At 69.6% G+C, this 14277-nt stretch carries 11 protein-coding genes and 1 tRNA gene; 5 read left to right on the top strand and 7 right to left on the bottom strand.

Annotated elements, in window-relative coordinates:
- Position 1: 1 nt before the first annotated feature.
- Positions 2-1201 carry a class I SAM-dependent rRNA methyltransferase gene (locus tag WMF12_RS00125; RefSeq protein WP_437859000.1) on the bottom strand — a complete coding sequence of 400 codons (1200 nt, stop codon included), beginning with the start codon at positions 1199-1201 and terminating at the stop codon, positions 2-4.
- Between the two features lie 236 nt (positions 1202-1437).
- Between WMF12_RS00125 and WMF12_RS00130 the strand changes: the two genes are divergently transcribed.
- Both WMF12_RS00130 and lnt read left to right on the top strand, forming a co-directional pair.
- Complete coding sequence (locus tag WMF12_RS00130; RefSeq protein WP_437859006.1) at positions 1438-2352, top strand: outer membrane beta-barrel protein; 915 nt, start codon at positions 1438-1440, stop codon at positions 2350-2352.
- Positions 2353-2481: 129 nt separating this feature from the next.
- Complete coding sequence (lnt, locus tag WMF12_RS00135; RefSeq protein ID WP_437859011.1) at positions 2482-4239, top strand: apolipoprotein N-acyltransferase; 1758 nt, start codon at positions 2482-2484, stop codon at positions 4237-4239.
- On the opposite strand, the gene WMF12_RS00140 is transcribed toward lnt, so the two are convergent.
- The 5 genes from WMF12_RS00140 to WMF12_RS00160 form a co-directional block, all read right to left on the bottom strand.
- On the bottom strand, positions 4226-4534 hold the full coding sequence (locus WMF12_RS00140) for an HU family DNA-binding protein (RefSeq protein WP_437743534.1): 309 nt from the start codon (positions 4532-4534) through the stop codon (positions 4226-4228). The two genes, lnt and WMF12_RS00140, sit on opposite strands and share 14 nt — an antisense overlap.
- Positions 4535-4598: 64 nt before the next feature.
- Positions 4599-5207, bottom strand: a complete 609-nt coding sequence (gene ybeY, locus WMF12_RS00145) for an rRNA maturation RNase YbeY (RefSeq protein ID WP_437859035.1) — start codon at positions 5205-5207, stop codon at positions 4599-4601.
- Between the two features lie 7 nt (positions 5208-5214).
- Positions 5215-5865 carry a fructose-6-phosphate aldolase gene (gene fsa, locus WMF12_RS00150; protein ID WP_437859050.1) on the bottom strand — a complete coding sequence of 217 codons (651 nt, stop codon included), beginning with the start codon at positions 5863-5865 and terminating at the stop codon, positions 5215-5217.
- A 137-nt stretch (positions 5866-6002) separates the two neighbouring features.
- Positions 6003-9038 (bottom strand): preprotein translocase subunit SecA, encoded by a 3036-nt coding sequence (gene secA / locus WMF12_RS00155; RefSeq protein WP_437859062.1) that lies wholly within the window; start codon positions 9036-9038, stop codon positions 6003-6005.
- Positions 9039-9352: 314 nt separating this feature from the next.
- Positions 9353-9437: transfer RNA gene (locus WMF12_RS00160), tRNA-Leu, on the bottom strand.
- Positions 9438-9894: 457 nt separating this feature from the next.
- Here WMF12_RS00160 and WMF12_RS00165 point away from each other — a divergent pair.
- On the top strand, positions 9895-10602 hold the full coding sequence (locus WMF12_RS00165; protein WP_437743538.1) for a response regulator: 708 nt from the start codon (positions 9895-9897) through the stop codon (positions 10600-10602).
- On the opposite strand, the gene WMF12_RS00170 is transcribed toward WMF12_RS00165, so the two are convergent.
- The gene (locus tag WMF12_RS00170) at positions 10556-11317 is read right to left on the bottom strand and encodes a Crp/Fnr family transcriptional regulator (protein ID WP_437859077.1); all 762 of its coding nucleotides are present in this window, start codon (positions 11315-11317) and stop codon (positions 10556-10558) included. The two genes, WMF12_RS00165 and WMF12_RS00170, sit on opposite strands and share 47 nt — an antisense overlap.
- 343 nt (positions 11318-11660) lie before the next feature.
- Between WMF12_RS00170 and rpoN the strand changes: the two genes are divergently transcribed.
- Positions 11661-13181 carry an RNA polymerase factor sigma-54 gene (rpoN, locus tag WMF12_RS00175; RefSeq protein WP_437859081.1) on the top strand — a complete coding sequence of 507 codons (1521 nt, stop codon included), beginning with the start codon at positions 11661-11663 and terminating at the stop codon, positions 13179-13181.
- A 62-nt stretch (positions 13182-13243) separates the two neighbouring features.
- Positions 13244-14236 carry a hypothetical protein gene (locus WMF12_RS00180; protein WP_437859082.1) on the top strand — a complete coding sequence of 331 codons (993 nt, stop codon included), beginning with the start codon at positions 13244-13246 and terminating at the stop codon, positions 14234-14236.
- The last annotated feature ends 41 nt before the right edge of the window (positions 14237-14277 follow it).

The raw sequence follows: 14277 nt of genomic DNA on the forward strand, positions 1-14277 counted from the left end.
GTCAGAGCGCGTCGATGCGCGCGATGAGGCTCTTCAGGTAGAGCCCCTCGGGGAAGGCGGCGGGGACGGGGTGATCCCCTCCCTGGAAGTGCCGGTCGAACACCGCGGCCTGCATGCGCGCGTCGCGCGCGCCGAGCGCGAGCACCCGGGTCAGATCGTCGAGGCTCACGGCGCTGGAGCAGGAGCAGAGCACGAGGACGCCGCCTGGGCGCGTGGCCCGGCAGGCTCCGGCCGCGAGGCGCCGGTACGCCGTGAGCGCGGCGTCCTTGGAGGCGCGCGTGCCTGCGAGCTTCGGAGGGTCGCAGATGACGAGATCGTAGCCCGCCTGCCTCGACGCGTTCTGCAGCGCCTTGCGGGCGTCGTCGCGCGTGAACTTGATCCGGTCGAGGAGCCCGTTCTCCCGCGCGCACTCCGCCCCGACCTCGATCGCCGTCGCGCTCTCGTCGATCGCGAGGACCTCGCTCGCCCCGCCGCGGGCCGCCGCCATGGCGAACGTGCCGACGAAGCAGAAGGCATCGAGCACGCGCCGGTTGTGGGCGAGCTGCTCGACGCGGGTCCGCAGCGTCCGCTGGTCCAGGTAGAACCCGGTCTTGTGGCCGAGCGCGAGCGGGATCGTGTAACGCAGCCCCCGCTCGACGAACCGGAGCTGATCGAGCGCGGGATCGCCGCGCACCACGCCCGCGTCCGCGGTGAACCCCTCGAGCTTCGCGAGGGATTCCGGGGTCCTGTCCACGATCGCGCGCGGCGAGAGCGCCGCCTGGAGGGCGTCGAAGATCACCCCTTCGCGGCGCTTGATCCCGATCGTCCCGAGCTGCACGACCACCACGTCGCCGAACAGATCGACAATGAGCCCGGGCAGGCCGTCCCCCTCCGCGTGGATCAGCCGGAAGGCGTCGGTCTCATGGCCAGGCGCCCGCGCGGGCAGGCCGATCTCGCGGCGGTGCGCGATGGCGCGCTCGATCCGGTGCCGGAACAGGGCCGCGTCGATCGGCCTGTCCTCGCGCGTGTACATGCGCACCGGGATGGCCGAGCGCGGGGTGTAGAGCCCGCGCCCGAGCACGCTGCCGTAGGGGTCGGTGACGACGACCTCGTCCCCGGCCACCGCGCCGCCCTCGATGCGCGCGATCGCCTGAGCGAACACCCAGGGATGCCCCGACCACACCGGCCGAACATGACCCTGCTTCAACGTAACCGTAGGCATGGTGGAATCCGATTGGTCTCGATGTTGGCAGGGCTCCCGACGGGGGCGACCGCGCCGTGACCTTTGCCGTGGGAGCTAGTACCCTGCGGAACGGCGCGCGTGTGAACCTTCCGCCACAGCGTGCCGTGGCGGCCGATGCACGCCCGCGTGCTGCGCGGCCATGGTGACGACGATCCCGCAAGATGGTCGATGGCATCCCGGTTGCTAACTTCCCTGCACCGAAGAGGAGTCGCCCGATGCGCCGTTGCTTGACCCATGCCCTTGTTGCGGTGGCGATGACCGCGCCGATGAGCGCGTTCGCGCAGGAGGACAGCAACTGTCCTCCCGGCGCGTGGTTCTGCGAGGAAGTGGAGCCGCCTCGCGATCCCGTCGCGGAACCGCCGCCCGTCGCTCCTGCCGAGGCCGCGCCTGCCGAGGCGCCGCCGCCCCCGCCGCCGGCCAGGGGGGCCGCCCGTCCAGCCCCGCCGGTCGTCGTCTACGAGACCTCGCCGTCGGGCCCGCCTCCTCAGGTGATCGTCGTGGCGCCTGGGGCGGCCCCTCCGCCGCGCGTGATCGTGCGCCGCGTGGCGCCCCCGGCGCCGCCTCCGGCGGTGAAGCGGCGCTGGCGGCGCCACTGGGGCATCAACCTCCGCATGGAGGGCGTCATGTTGGGGCGCGAGCACGGCGGAGCGGAGGACGCTGGCATGGGAGGCGTCGGGATCAGCCTGCGCTACCGGCCTGTCCCGGCGTTCGCGCTCGATGCAGGCGCCGACTTCCTCGCGGGCACGGACTACAACGGTGACCAGCGGACCGAGGTGCCGCTCTCCCTGACCGGGATGCTGTTCGTCAACCCGCGCAGCCGCACCCAGTTCTACTTCATGGGCGGCCTGAACATCGCGCACGCCGAGGTCGATCGCTCCTCGAGCGAGGCCGCGGCCGGCGGCACCGACTTCGCTCCGGACACGGAGTACGACTATTTCGGCGCGCACGGCGGCATCGGCCTCGAGTTCCGGCTTTCCCCCCGCATCGCCCTGAACGTCGATGCGCTCGGCTTCGTGCGCAGCCGTACGGACGATGGGCTCGTTCCCGAGTTCACGGATCCCGAGACCGGCCGGACGACCAACACGTCGGGCGGGGGGCTCTTCCGCGGCGGGCTCAGTATTTACTGGTGAGCGGCTCGTCATAGCCTCCCGTCCACCCTGACCGCGCGGTGTTCGCGTCCGTTCTGCTCTCGACCAGGCGGTCGCGGTCCGGACCGTCTCCACGCGGTATAACGCCGCATCGTGCCCCAGGCCTCGATCATGCGCGCGCTCCGTAGCCGCGCCCCGCTGTTGCTCTCCCTCGCTGGCGGCGCGACGTTCGCCCTCACGGCGCCGCCGACGGATCTGGTCCCCGCCGTCATCGTTGGCCTCGCTCTGCTGGCGGCCGCCGTCCACGACGCCCCGACGATCTGGCGCGCCTTCGGGCGCGGCGCTGTCTGGGGAACGGCGGCGGGCGTCGTCGGCCTGCGCTTCGTGCCGGAGGTCATCCAGCGGTTCACGCCTCTCGGCTCGGCGGCCTCGTACCTCGCGCTGGTGCTGCTCGCGGCCGCCCAGTCGCTGGTCTGGGCGATCTGCGGCGGCATCACGAGCGCGCTCATCCGGCGGCTGCGCGCTCCCCTCGAGCTCGCCTTTGCGACCGGCGTGTTCGCCGCCGTGGCCATCCCGACCGTCTTCGGCTGGACTCCTGCGGGTCTCATGAGCCCCTGGCCGGCGCTCGTGCAGCTCGCCGATCTCATCGGCGAGCGGGGCGTCTCCGTGCTGTTCGCCGTCGGGGCGGCCTTGCTCGCCCGCGCTGGCCTGGCCGCCTCGGGGAGGGCGCCGGGCGGGCGGCCGCTCGAGCGCGCGCCCGCGCAGGAACCGCGGCTCACCCGCCTTCGGTTGTCCCGCCCGATCCTCTACCCGGCGCTCTCGAGCGTCGCGCTGTTCGGGCTGCTCGCGGCTCACGGCGCGCTGCGGATGGCCGCGGTGGAGCGCGCCAGCGCCGGCCTGCCAACCGCGCGCGTCGCGCTCGTCAACCAGGCGGTCGGGCCTCACGAGCGCTGGCAGGCGAAGAACCACCCGCGGATCCTGCGAACCCTGCACGATCTCACCCGGGAGGCCGAGGCCGGCGGCGCAGAGCTCACCCTCTGGCCCGAGGCGGCGTACCCTTACCCTCTCTCTCACAGCGCCCGGCAGGCGCCGCGCGGCGGTCGAGCGATCCTGGGGCCCGGCATCCGTGGCCCGATCCTCGCGGGGCTCATCACCCAGGCGCCGCCCGTGAAGGCCGCCGACGGCGTCGAGGAACGGAACAGCTACAACTCCGCGACCCTTGTGCTCCCCGATGGGAGCATGCAGCCGACGCAGGACAAGCTGCAGCTGCTGTGGTTCGGCGAGACGGTTCCGGGCGGCGCTTACCTGCCCTGGCTGCGGCGCATCTTCCAGAAGAGCGGTGGGCTCGTCCCGGGCGCGGAGCCGCGCGCCCTCAGTTTGCCCCGAGAGCACGGGCCGGCGCTCCGGATCGGGGTGCTCAACTGTTACGAGGACACGCTCACCGGGGTGGGGCGGCGGATCACCGGGGCGCTCGCCCCGAACCTCCTCGTCAACATCACGAACGACGCCTGGTTCACCGGGAGCGCCGAGCCCGAGCTGCATGCGAGGCTCGCGGTCATGCGCGCCATCGAGCTGCGCCGTGATCTCGTGCGGGCGGTGAACCTCGGCGTCGTGTCATGGATCGACGCCCGGGGCGTGGTGCGCAGCCGCGATGAGAGCGCTGCGCCGGGGGTGACCTTCGCGACCCCCTCGGTCAGGGACACGCCGCTGACGCTCTACACTCGTCTGGGCGACGCCCCGATGGCGTTGCTGCTCGCCTTCGCGGGCATCGCTTGCGCGCTCCGGGCGCGACGCGCCACAGCGAAGGCCCCGCGGCAAGCCCGGGGCGTCAGCTCGGGGGCACGACCGCCTGCGGGGCCCCCGGAGCTCGCGCCGCCCGATGCGGCGACGCAAGCTGCGGCCACGGACGCGCCGCTCAGACGTCCTTGAGCGCCTTGACGGGCGCCGCGCGGAGCTTGCGGCTCGCCGGCTTGCCCTTGATGGTCATCGGCTGCTTCGTGAACGGATTGATGCCTTCCCGGTCCTGCGTGGCCGGGATCTCCTTCGCCTTGATCTTCACGAGGCCCGGAACCGTGACCTCGCCCGGCCCCTCCGGACCGAGCTCCTTCTTCACCAGCTCGCCGAGCGCATCGAGCACGCTGGCCACGGACTTCTTGTCGAGGTGGGTGGCCTCAGCAAGACCGACGATCATCTGGGCCTTGGTCAGCTTGTTCGAACCGGGCATGTCTCCTCCAAGTCGAAAGGGGGCGTCCGTTTAACAAGCGAGGTTTCGCCTCGCAAGTGATAAGTCATCGCGCCCCCGTCTTCTTTTGCCTCGCAGTGCTGCGACGCGGATCGATTACAGTGATGCTGTTGCTTCGTGACGCCGCCGCGACCTCGAGCTCCCGGGTCAAATCCGTCATTTCCCGTTCTTCTGCGTCGGTCTTGTGGTCGTAGCCGAGCAGGTGGAGCAGGCCGTGCCCGAGCAGCATCGTGATCTCGTCGAGCAGCGGGCGATCGCGCTCGGCGGCCTGCCGCGCGGCCGTGTCGATCGAGACGATCACGTCGCCGAGAAGACCGCGCCATACCGACGGATCCACGGGACCTCGCCGGCCGCGCCTGCGCGAGTTGGCCCCGTTCTGGTCCAGCATCGGGAAGGCGAGGACGTCGGTCGGCTTGTCCTTGCGCCGGTAGCTGCGGTTGAGCTCGTGGATGGCTTCATCGTTCACCAGGGCGACGGAGAGCTCCACGCCCTGCAACGCGAGGTGGGAGAGCATCTTGCTCGCCCGCCGGCGCACGACCGCCGTCGACACCCCCTTGAAGGGCCCTCCCTGCGTCGTGACGGACACGACCGCGGGGGCCGCCGGGCGGCTCCCGCGGCGCGTCGTCCCCGAGCTCTCCTTGCGCTTCTCGGCCACGGGATCGCTATACCAGCTCGGGGATCTTCTTCGCATCTGCCAAGAACTGCGCGAGCCCGACGTCGGTGAGCGGGTGCCTGGTCAGCTGCTTGATGACCTTGAGCGGCATCGTCACGGCGTGCGAGCCGATCATGGCGGCCTGCACGAAGTGGACGGGGTGCCGTACGCTCGCGGTGAGCACCTGCGTCGAGAACCCGTAGTTCCTGAAGATGGTCACGACCTGCAGGACGAGATCCATCCCGTCCCCCGCGGCGTCGTCGACGCGCCCGACGAACGGCGACACGTACGTGGCCCCAGCCTTGGCCGCGAGCAGCGCCTGGGCGGCCGAGAAGCAGAGGGTCACGTTCGTCTTGATGCCCTCGGAAGCGAAGATCCGGGCGGCCTTGAGCCCCTCGTCGATGAGCGGCACCTTGACCACCACGTTCCGGTGAATCTTCGCGAGCTCGCGACCCTCGCGGAGGATCGCGTCCTTCTCGACCGCCACCACCTCGGCCGAGATGGGGCCGTCGACCACCTCGCAGATCTCGGCGATCGCCCGCTTCGTCGGCTTGCCGGCCTTGGCCAGGAGCGACGGGTTGGTCGTGACGCCGTCGATGACCCCCATCGACTGCGCTTCCTTGATTTCCGCGATATCTCCTGAATCGATGAACACCTTCATGATGCTGCCTCCGGGAACCGATGGATCGGCCCTTCGGCGGTGTTCATGCTGGGGTCAGATGCCGAGGAGCAAGGGCCTGACAGGGGCCCTCGCTGCCTCGTTCTGGCTGTCAGGCGGAGCGGGCAGGGGGCGCCGGCTCAGGCCGTCGCCTCGTCCTCACCGCCATGGCACTTGTTGAACGGCTTGCCGCTGCCGCAGGGGCACTCCTGCTCCTGCATGACGGCAGGCTGCGGGAGCGCCGGGGCGGGGTTCGCGCCGATCGGGAGGGACTCGTCGTGCTGCGCGACCGCGTCGAGCAGCGCCGCTGCGTGCCGCTCGCGATCCGCAGCCTCGATCTGCGCCTCTTCCTGCTCGGCGCGCCTGACGTTCACGCTGAAGAGCTTCGTGACCACGTTCGAGGAGACGCGGGCCACCATGTTGACGAACATGTTGTAGCCCTCCTTCTTGTACTCCTGCTTCGGGTCCTTTTGCCCGTAGCCGCGCAGGCCGATGCCGTCGCGGAGGTGGTCCATGTCGGTCAGGTGGTCGACCCAGGCCTTGTCGAGCTCCTCCAGGTAGAGGTGGCGGAAGATGCGCAGCGACAGCTCGACGCCGATCTCCTCCTCGCGCTTCTCGTACGCCTTCTCGGCGCGCTCGTAGAGATCCCGCGCCAGCGTCTCCTGGTCGCCGATGTGCGCGATGTCGTCCGGCAGCTCGACGCCGAAGTGCTCGCGGAAGCCCTGGAAGATGCCGCCCCAGTCCCAGTCCTCCGGCGGCTTGCGGGCCGGGCAAGACTCCTCGACCATCGCGCCGATGATCCGGTCCATCAGATCGAGCAGCCGCTCGCGCTGCTCGGTGAGCGCCAGGGGCATGAGCTCGGAGCACTCGTCGTAGATCTCGAGGGCCTTGTCGGCGCGCGTCTCGAGCTCGATCTTCACGCCCCAGCGCGTGTAGATCTCGCGCTGCATGTTCTCGAGCTCGACGAACCGCTCCGTCTTCTCGAAGTCCTTTCGCACGATCTCGCGCCGGTTGCCGTCCGCGTCGAGCGGCATCACCGGGTCGTTCGCGAACATGCCGAGCAGGTAGCCGACGTCCGGACGGACCAGCTCCACGATGGACGGGAGCGGCTTGATCGCGCGCTTCTCGCCCGTCGGCTTCCCCTCCTCGTCGAGGATCTCGGGAGAGTAACGGCCGACGAGCAGCGACTGGCGCATGTCGTAGATCGTCTTGCGCTGCGCGCTCATCACGTCGTCGTACTCGAGCAGGTTCTTGCGGATGTCGAAGTTGCGCTCCTCGACCTTCTTCTGGGCGTTCTCGACGCTCTTCGTCACCCACGGGTGCTCGATGGGCTCGTCGTCGGGCATGCCCATCCGCTCCATCAGGTTCTTCACCCGATCCCCGGCGAAGATGCGCATGAGGTCGTCCTCGAGGGACAGGTAGAACTTCGACGTCCCGGGGTCGCCCTGGCGGCCGGCGCGGCCGCGCAGCTGGTTGTCGATGCGGCGCGACTCGTGCCGCTCGGTGCCCAGGATGTACAGCCCGCCGATCTCGCGGATCTCGTTGCCCTCCGCGGTGCACTCCTTCTTGAGCTCCTCGACCAGGGCCTCGAACGCATCGGGCTCCGCCTCGGGCTGGCGGTTCTGCTCCTTGAACTTGAGCTTGGCGAGCATCTCCGCGTTACCGCCCAGGATGATGTCCGTCCCGCGACCCGCCATGTTCGTCGAGACCGTGATGGCCCCTTTGCGGCCCGCCTGCGCGACCACGTAGGCCTCGTTCTCGTGGTGCTTCGCGTTCAGCACGTTGTGCTTCACGCCCCGCTTCGTCAGGATCCGGCTGATCGCGGTGCTCTTCTCGACGCTCGTCGTGCCCACCAGGATCGGCTGGCCGAGCTCGTGCTTCTCGAGGATCTCGTTGATGACCGCGGTGAACTTCTCCTTCTCGGTCTTGTAGACGAGATCCTCGTAATCGACGCGGACCACCGGCTTGTTCGTGGGGATGATGACGCAGTCGAGCTTGTACGTGCTGTGGAACTCCGCCGCTTCCGTGTCCGCGGTGCCGGTCATCCCGGAGAGCTTCTTGTACAGCCGGAAGAGGTTCTGGAAGGTGATCGTCGCCATCGTCCGGCTCTCCTCCTGGATCCGGACGTTCTCCTTCGCCTCGACGGCCTGATGCAGGCCGTCCGACCACCGGCGCCCCGCGAGGACGCGGCCGGTGAACTCATCGATGATGAGCACCTTGCCGTCGCGTACCATGTAGTTGACATCGCGCTTGTAGAGCGTGTGCGCGCGCAAGCACTGGTTCAGGATGTGCAGCGTCTCGAGGTTCACCGGGTCATAGAGGTTCGTGCCCTTGAGCACCTGGAGCGAGGCGAGCAGCCGCTCTGCCGTCTCCACGCCCTCGTCGGTCAGCGTCACCGAGTGCGCCTTCTCATCGACGGCGTAGTGCTCCTCGTTCCGGAGCTGGGGGATCACCTCGTTGATCGTGCGGTATTTGTCGCTCGAACGCTCCCCCTGCCCGCTGATGATGAGCGGAGTCCGCGCCTCGTCGATGAGGATGGAGTCGACCTCGTCGACGATCGCATAGTGCAGCGGGCGCTGCGCGTACTCGAGCGCCGAGAACTTCATGTTGTCGCGCAGGTAGTCGAAGCCGAACTCGTTGTTCTGGCCGTACGTGATGTCGCAGCGGTACGCGTGGCGCTTCTCGGCGTCGCCCTGCTGGTTGACGACCACGCCCGTCGACAGGCCGAGGAAGCCGTAAAGCTTGCCCATCCACTCGGCGTCGCGCCGCGCCAGGTAATCGTTCACCGTGACGACGTGGACGCCCTTGCCCTCGAGGGCGTTCAGATAGCAAGGGAGCGTCGCGACCAGGGTCTTGCCCTCGCCGGTGCGCATCTCGGCGATGCAGCCGTTGTGGAGCACCATGCCGCCGATGAGCTGCACGTCGTAATGGCGCATCTTGAGGGCGCGCTTCGACGCCTCGCGGCAGACCGCGAACGCCGGGACCAGGATGTCGTCCAGCGTCGCCCCGTTGGCGAGCTTCTCCTTGAACTCCGCCGTCTTTGCTCGGAGCTGGGCGTCCGAGAGCTTCTGCAGCTCCGGCTCCATCCTGCCGATAGCCTCGACCCGGGGTCGCAGGCGGCGGATGGCACGCTCGTGCGAGGTGCCGAAAATCTTCTTCATCGCCCAAGTGAACATCTTTACGTGCCTTGGCTCCGCGGCGGTCAGGTGGGAGGAGAGGGTCCGGCCGAGGAACGCGAACGTAGTCGCGCCGCGGGCGTCGCGCAATTCCAGGACCGCGCGCGCGGTCGACGACGCCGCCGAGGCGATCCGCCCGAGGTTCCGCAGCCCGCGCCCCCGTCACGCGTTCGTCGTCGGAGCCGCGCGCGGGTCGAACGCTCGCCACCGCGCCGCGCGCCCAGCGGACCACGACCGTCCCGGGCCATCGCGGGAGGCGCCCCGGGGCGGCGCGTCACGGCGCGAGGTGGTCGAGTCCTCCAGGCGTCAAGCCGTGGTGCACGAGGGGGGACTCGAACCCCCAAGCCTCCCGGCGCCGGAACCTAAAACCGGTGCGTATACCAATTCCGCCACTCGTGCGCGCGGACGCTTGTGGCACCCTACGCCAGCCTCATCAAGCGGGAAAATCAGTTTGCTGCGTTGCGCCGAACGCGTCAGGGCGGGGTAGCGCGAGCGGTCTGGACATGTGACCCGCGGTACGTCGAGCCTGGAGCAACCGGCGGATCGGCGGACCGCGCCGCCCTGGCGGGGCCGCAAACCTGGGCTGGCCCGTGCGCACGAACCGCCCACCGACGGTCAGCGACGCGGTGGGCAGGCCGACAGGGTGGGGGGGCGCTCTTCGTCGGGGCGGAGAGGCGCCGCGGAGGGAGCGCGAAATGGGCACAGCGGCGGCCCCGGGGTCGGCGGGGCAGCCTCACCGGCAGCGACGCTCGAACAAGCGCGTTGCCGCCGAGAACAGGGGAAACGAGGCCCAGGCGGCGGCGGCGCCTCGCCTTCGGCACGTGCGTTGCGAAGGGGGGACCGTCCGCGGACGCGGATGCTGCCGCTGAACGACGGAGGGGGCGCGCTCGTCGCCGTCCTCGTCGATGCGGCGCAATTCGACTGCAAGCCGCAGGGATACCCGATGACGTACCAACCGAACGTTCTCCTCCTCGATCAGGACCATGTCCTCCGGAGGGCTACGGCGCTCCTCCTCTGCAACCGCGGCGCGCTCGTCAGCCCGGCCGCGACCTTGGAGGAAGCGATCTCCCTCTCCCGCGAGCGCGTCTACGACGTCGCGCTGATCGATCTCGCCCCCGGAACGAAAGGCGCCCGGGAGATCCTGGGCCGCCTGCGGCGCGAGGGCACGATGCCCCGGCGGGTGATCTTCTGTGCCGACGAGCCGGTCTCGTGCGACGGCACGGACGACGTCAGCGAGGTCCTGCTCAAGCCGTACGCCTTCGGTCGGCTGCTCAGCACGATCTTCGTCGACGTCAGCCCCCGGCCATCCGCGCAGTCCGGGATCTTTCCTCGTCTCCGTCTGGTCCAGGGCGAACGCGCCGACCTGGAGGGGAGCCGTCCGAGCGCGCCTGGCGCTGCGGCGGGCGTGGAAGGCGTGGAAGGCCACCCCGCCGAGCGGCGCACCTTCATCGAGCCGAACGGCGCCGCGGTGTATCGGCTCCAGCGCAGGCCGCGCAGCGGCCCCTCCGGGCGGACGCTCAGGCCGTCGCGGCGAGCGCCTCGAGGTGCTCGCCATCCCGGATGACGATCCGCCGCCGGTCGAACGCGATCAGGCCGGCGCGCTTCAGCTTGCCGAGCAGCAGGGTGACCGTCTCGCGGGTGGACCCGATCAGCAGCGCGATGTCCGCGTGCGTGAACGGGGCCGACACCAGCTGGCCAGCGGTGTGGGGCTGCCCCCATCGCCGCGCAGCGGCGCGGAGGAAATCGATCAGGCGCGCTTCGACCGTGCAGAGGAGCAGGGAGCCGAGGCGCGCCTCGGTCTCGAGCTGGCGCGCCACGAGCGCCGCCGCGAGCGCGCCGCGGAGCGCTGCGTCGGAGGCGAGCTGCCGCTCGAGACCGGCGAGCGGCACCACGAGCGCGTCCCCCTCGTCGAGCACCGTCGCGCTCTCGGAGGAGACCGTCGCGCCCGCGAGCGCGCCCTCGCCGACGAGGTCGCCAGGCCCGCGGTGCCCGAGCGGAACCACCCGACCGTCGGCGACGCGCTCGACCTTCACGCGACCCGCCCCGATCAGGAACAGGTGCTTCGGCGGCGCGCCCTGCTGGCAAACGCACTGCCTGCGCGCGAGCCGCTCGACCCTGCCGAGCTCGAACAGCACCCGCCGGCTCGGTGAGGCCAGCGAGGCGAGGGGCGAGCGAGACAGGATCCGCTCCTTCTCGACATCCTGCGAAGCCCCGCCGCGCACGCCCTCCACCTCCGTCCCGTGCCCGTGCGTAGGTCCGCGCACCTTCGGCTTTCCCATCGCGCCTTCGCCCAACCTTTCGGGATTTCAAGCCTCCCGATCGGCGGCCGATAGTGCAACGATCGGCAGATGGGGGCCAATCCGAACTGGCTGCGAGCAGAGCTCCGCGCGGGGCGAAAAATCTACCGCGGCGAAGGCTGAAAACATGTTCAGCGGTGTAGGATGCAAGCCCTGCGCTATTTTTTGGTGCAGACGTGAAAGCAAGACCCGGGCCGCTGCCCCGTTCGATGCTACGTTGGGGGTGAGGCCACCAATGAGACACTCGATGGCACGAACCTCGCGCAATGCCCCGGCCCCCGTTCGGCGGGTGGCGCTGGCGGCGAACTGAGAGAAGGAGCTCCTCATGGGCATGGAGATGAAGCTCCAGTTCAAGCTGTCGCAGCAGCTTGTGATGACCCCGCAGCTGGTGCAGGCCATCCGGCTGCTGCAGCTCTCACGGCTCGAGCTGGTCGACGAGATCAGGAAGGAGCTGGACGGCAACCCTGTCCTCGCGGACGACATGACCGACCCGAAGGCGCGGGACGGCGACAAGGGGGATCAGCGGGGGAGGAACGCTGACCTGCCGACGGAGCAGCGGCTCGAGAACGGCGAGCGGTTCGACCGAGACACCGACATCGCGGCGCGCGAGACGGAGAAGCGGGTCAAGGAGGTGGACTGGGAGCAGTTCCTGGAAAACAGGCAGCTCCAACAGGCCATGCCCGCGCACCGGGGCGGCTTCGAAGAGCTGCCGCCGATCGACCAGAACCTGACCAAGCCGTCGAACCTGCGCGACCACCTGCTCTGGCAGCTCCAGATGAGCGATTTCGTCGAGAACGAGCGGCAGTTCGCGCTGCTCGTCATCGGCAACCTCGACGAGAAGGGGTACCTCGACCTCAAGGGGGGCGAACGTCCGGACGGCACGAGGGGGCCCGACATCAGCCTCGCGGACCTGGCGCGGGAGGCGGAGCTCCACCCTGAGGACGCCGAGGAGGTGCTGTCGATGATCCAGCGCTTCGATCCGGTCGGGGTCGCGGCCCGCGACCTGTCGGAGTGCCTGCGGGTGCAGGCGGAGGTGCTTGGCTTCGACGACATCGAGATGGCCATCATCAAGGACCACCTCCACAACGTGGAGCGGCGCAACTTCCCCGCGATCGCGAAGGCGCTGAAGATCCCGCTGGAGGAGGTCTACGACGCGGTCCAGGAGATCCAGAAGCTGGAGAGCGTGCCGGCGCGCAACTTCGCCGAGGTCGACGAGAAGACCATCGCCATCACCCCGGACGTGTACGTCATCAAGGACGGCACCCAGTTCGTCGTCACCGACAACGACAAGGGGCTCCAGCGGCTCTACATCAACGAGAACCTCGCCCAGCGGATGCTCAGGGACCCGAAGGCGAAGGAGTTCATCAGCGAGAAGCTCCGGAGCGCGCAGTGGCTGATCCGGGCCATCGAGCAGCGGCGGCGCACGATCATCAAGGTGACCGAGTGCATCGTCGAGAAGCAGCGCGAGTTCCTGGAGCGCGGCGTGGGCTACCTGAAGCCCATGATCCTCAGGGACGTCGCCGAGTCGGTGGGCATGCACGAGTCGACCATCTCCCGCGTGACGTCGAACAAGTACGTGCACACGCCCCAGGGGCTCTTCGAGCTGAAGTACTTCTTCAACTCATCCATCCACAGGGTCGCCGACGAAGACATCGCCTCGGAGAGCGTCAAGCAGGCGATCAAGAAGATCATCGCGGCCGAGGACAAGTCGAATCCCTACAGCGACCAGGCGATCGTCAAGATCCTCGAGGAGACGGACGGCATCAAGATCGCCCGCCGCACCGTGGCCAAGTACCGCGAGATGCTCGGCATCCTGAGCTCGTCGAAGCGCAAGAAGATGTTCTGAGCCGCGGCGGCCGTCCGCGGTCGCCCGCCCCTCTGCCACGCCGATCCTCACGGCCCCGAGCCATGCCCGCCGAACCGATCACGGCCGCCCAGATCTTCGAGCGCTTCTTCGCGCCGCTGTACCCGCCCGACGCGCTCGCCGACCTGGCAGGCGTGCGCTCCACGGACGCGAACCCGGCAGGAAACCCGTCGATCCTGGCCCAGATCGACCACGCAGCGGAGGTGTTCGCCCGCCTCGCGCCCGCGGCGTTCGGCGCGCCCGATCTCGGGCTCGACTTCTCCGATGCGTCGGTCCACCGGCTGGGCGCGGCGCTGACGCGCGAGCGACGCGACGCCTGGCTCGCGCCGGCAGGCGGATCGAGCGGCGCGCGCGGAGCGAGCGACGCGTCGTCGGCGAGCGCGGGCGGAGAGCCTCCCATGCTCGTCACCCTCGTGACGCACGGGGCGCTCTACGTCGGGGCGTGCGTCGTCAAGAATCACGGCGGAAAATGGCAGGTCCGGAGGCCGCTGTGGGAGTCGCTGGTCCGGCTCGAGTCGAGCGCAGGGACGGGCGATCTCGCGATCTTCCAGTGGTGGCTCAAGGCGCTCAGCGACGAGGAGATCGGCCGTGGCAGGCTCGTGGATCGCTACCGCACCCACGTGGAGGTGCCGACGTTCGACGCGGAGCGGTTGCCGATCCTCGCCGCGGGCGACCGGCGGATCCCGAAGCTCGCGAAGGTCCGTTACGACACGCTCTACAAGCACCTCCGCGCGCACCTGCCGGAGCTCAGGTCCGTGGGCGACGATTTCCCGTCTCCGGAGCGCTTCGAGGAGCTGGGCTTCAAGAGCATGGAGTTCGCGCTGCTCGGCGGCGGGCGGATGCTCCTCATGCACGGGGCGACCGCGGACGGGGTGCACCTGCTCTGGCTCGACGCGAACGGCTTCGTGAAGTCACTTTACTACCCGGCGGACAGCTTCCCCGCCCACGTGGTCCAGATCGAGGGCCAGAAGATCCGGGTGATCGTGCCCGTCCGCGGCGAGAGCCAGGTGCACGAGATGCTCTGGTGGGGGGCGTAGCCGGCTCGCGCACAGAGCGCGCCGGCGGTAGGCTCGGCCCC

It is taken from the genome of Sorangium sp. So ce363 (assembly GCF_051520435.1).
GTDB lineage: Bacteria > Myxococcota_A > Polyangia > Polyangiales > Polyangiaceae > Sorangium > Sorangium cellulosum_B.

Coding starts and splice junctions, on each gene's coding strand:
- WMF12_RS00125 (WP_437859000.1), bottom strand. CDS start 1,201: ATGCCTACGGTTACGTTGAAGCAGGGTCATGTTCGGCCGGTGTGGTCG.
- WMF12_RS00130 (WP_437859006.1), top strand. CDS start 1,438: ATGCGCCGTTGCTTGACCCATGCCCTTGTTGCGGTGGCGATGACCGCG.
- lnt (WP_437859011.1), top strand. CDS start 2,482: ATGCGCGCGCTCCGTAGCCGCGCCCCGCTGTTGCTCTCCCTCGCTGGC.
- WMF12_RS00140 (WP_437743534.1), bottom strand. CDS start 4,534: ATGCCCGGTTCGAACAAGCTGACCAAGGCCCAGATGATCGTCGGTCTT.
- fsa (WP_437859050.1), bottom strand. CDS start 5,865: ATGAAGGTGTTCATCGATTCAGGAGATATCGCGGAAATCAAGGAAGCG.
- secA (WP_437859062.1), bottom strand. CDS start 9,038: ATGTTCACTTGGGCGATGAAGAAGATTTTCGGCACCTCGCACGAGCGT.
- WMF12_RS00165 (WP_437743538.1), top strand. CDS start 9,895: ATGCTGCCGCTGAACGACGGAGGGGGCGCGCTCGTCGCCGTCCTCGTC.
- WMF12_RS00170 (WP_437859077.1), bottom strand. CDS start 11,317: ATGGGAAAGCCGAAGGTGCGCGGACCTACGCACGGGCACGGGACGGAG.
- rpoN (WP_437859081.1), top strand. CDS start 11,661: ATGGGCATGGAGATGAAGCTCCAGTTCAAGCTGTCGCAGCAGCTTGTG.
- WMF12_RS00180 (WP_437859082.1), top strand. CDS start 13,244: ATGCCCGCCGAACCGATCACGGCCGCCCAGATCTTCGAGCGCTTCTTC.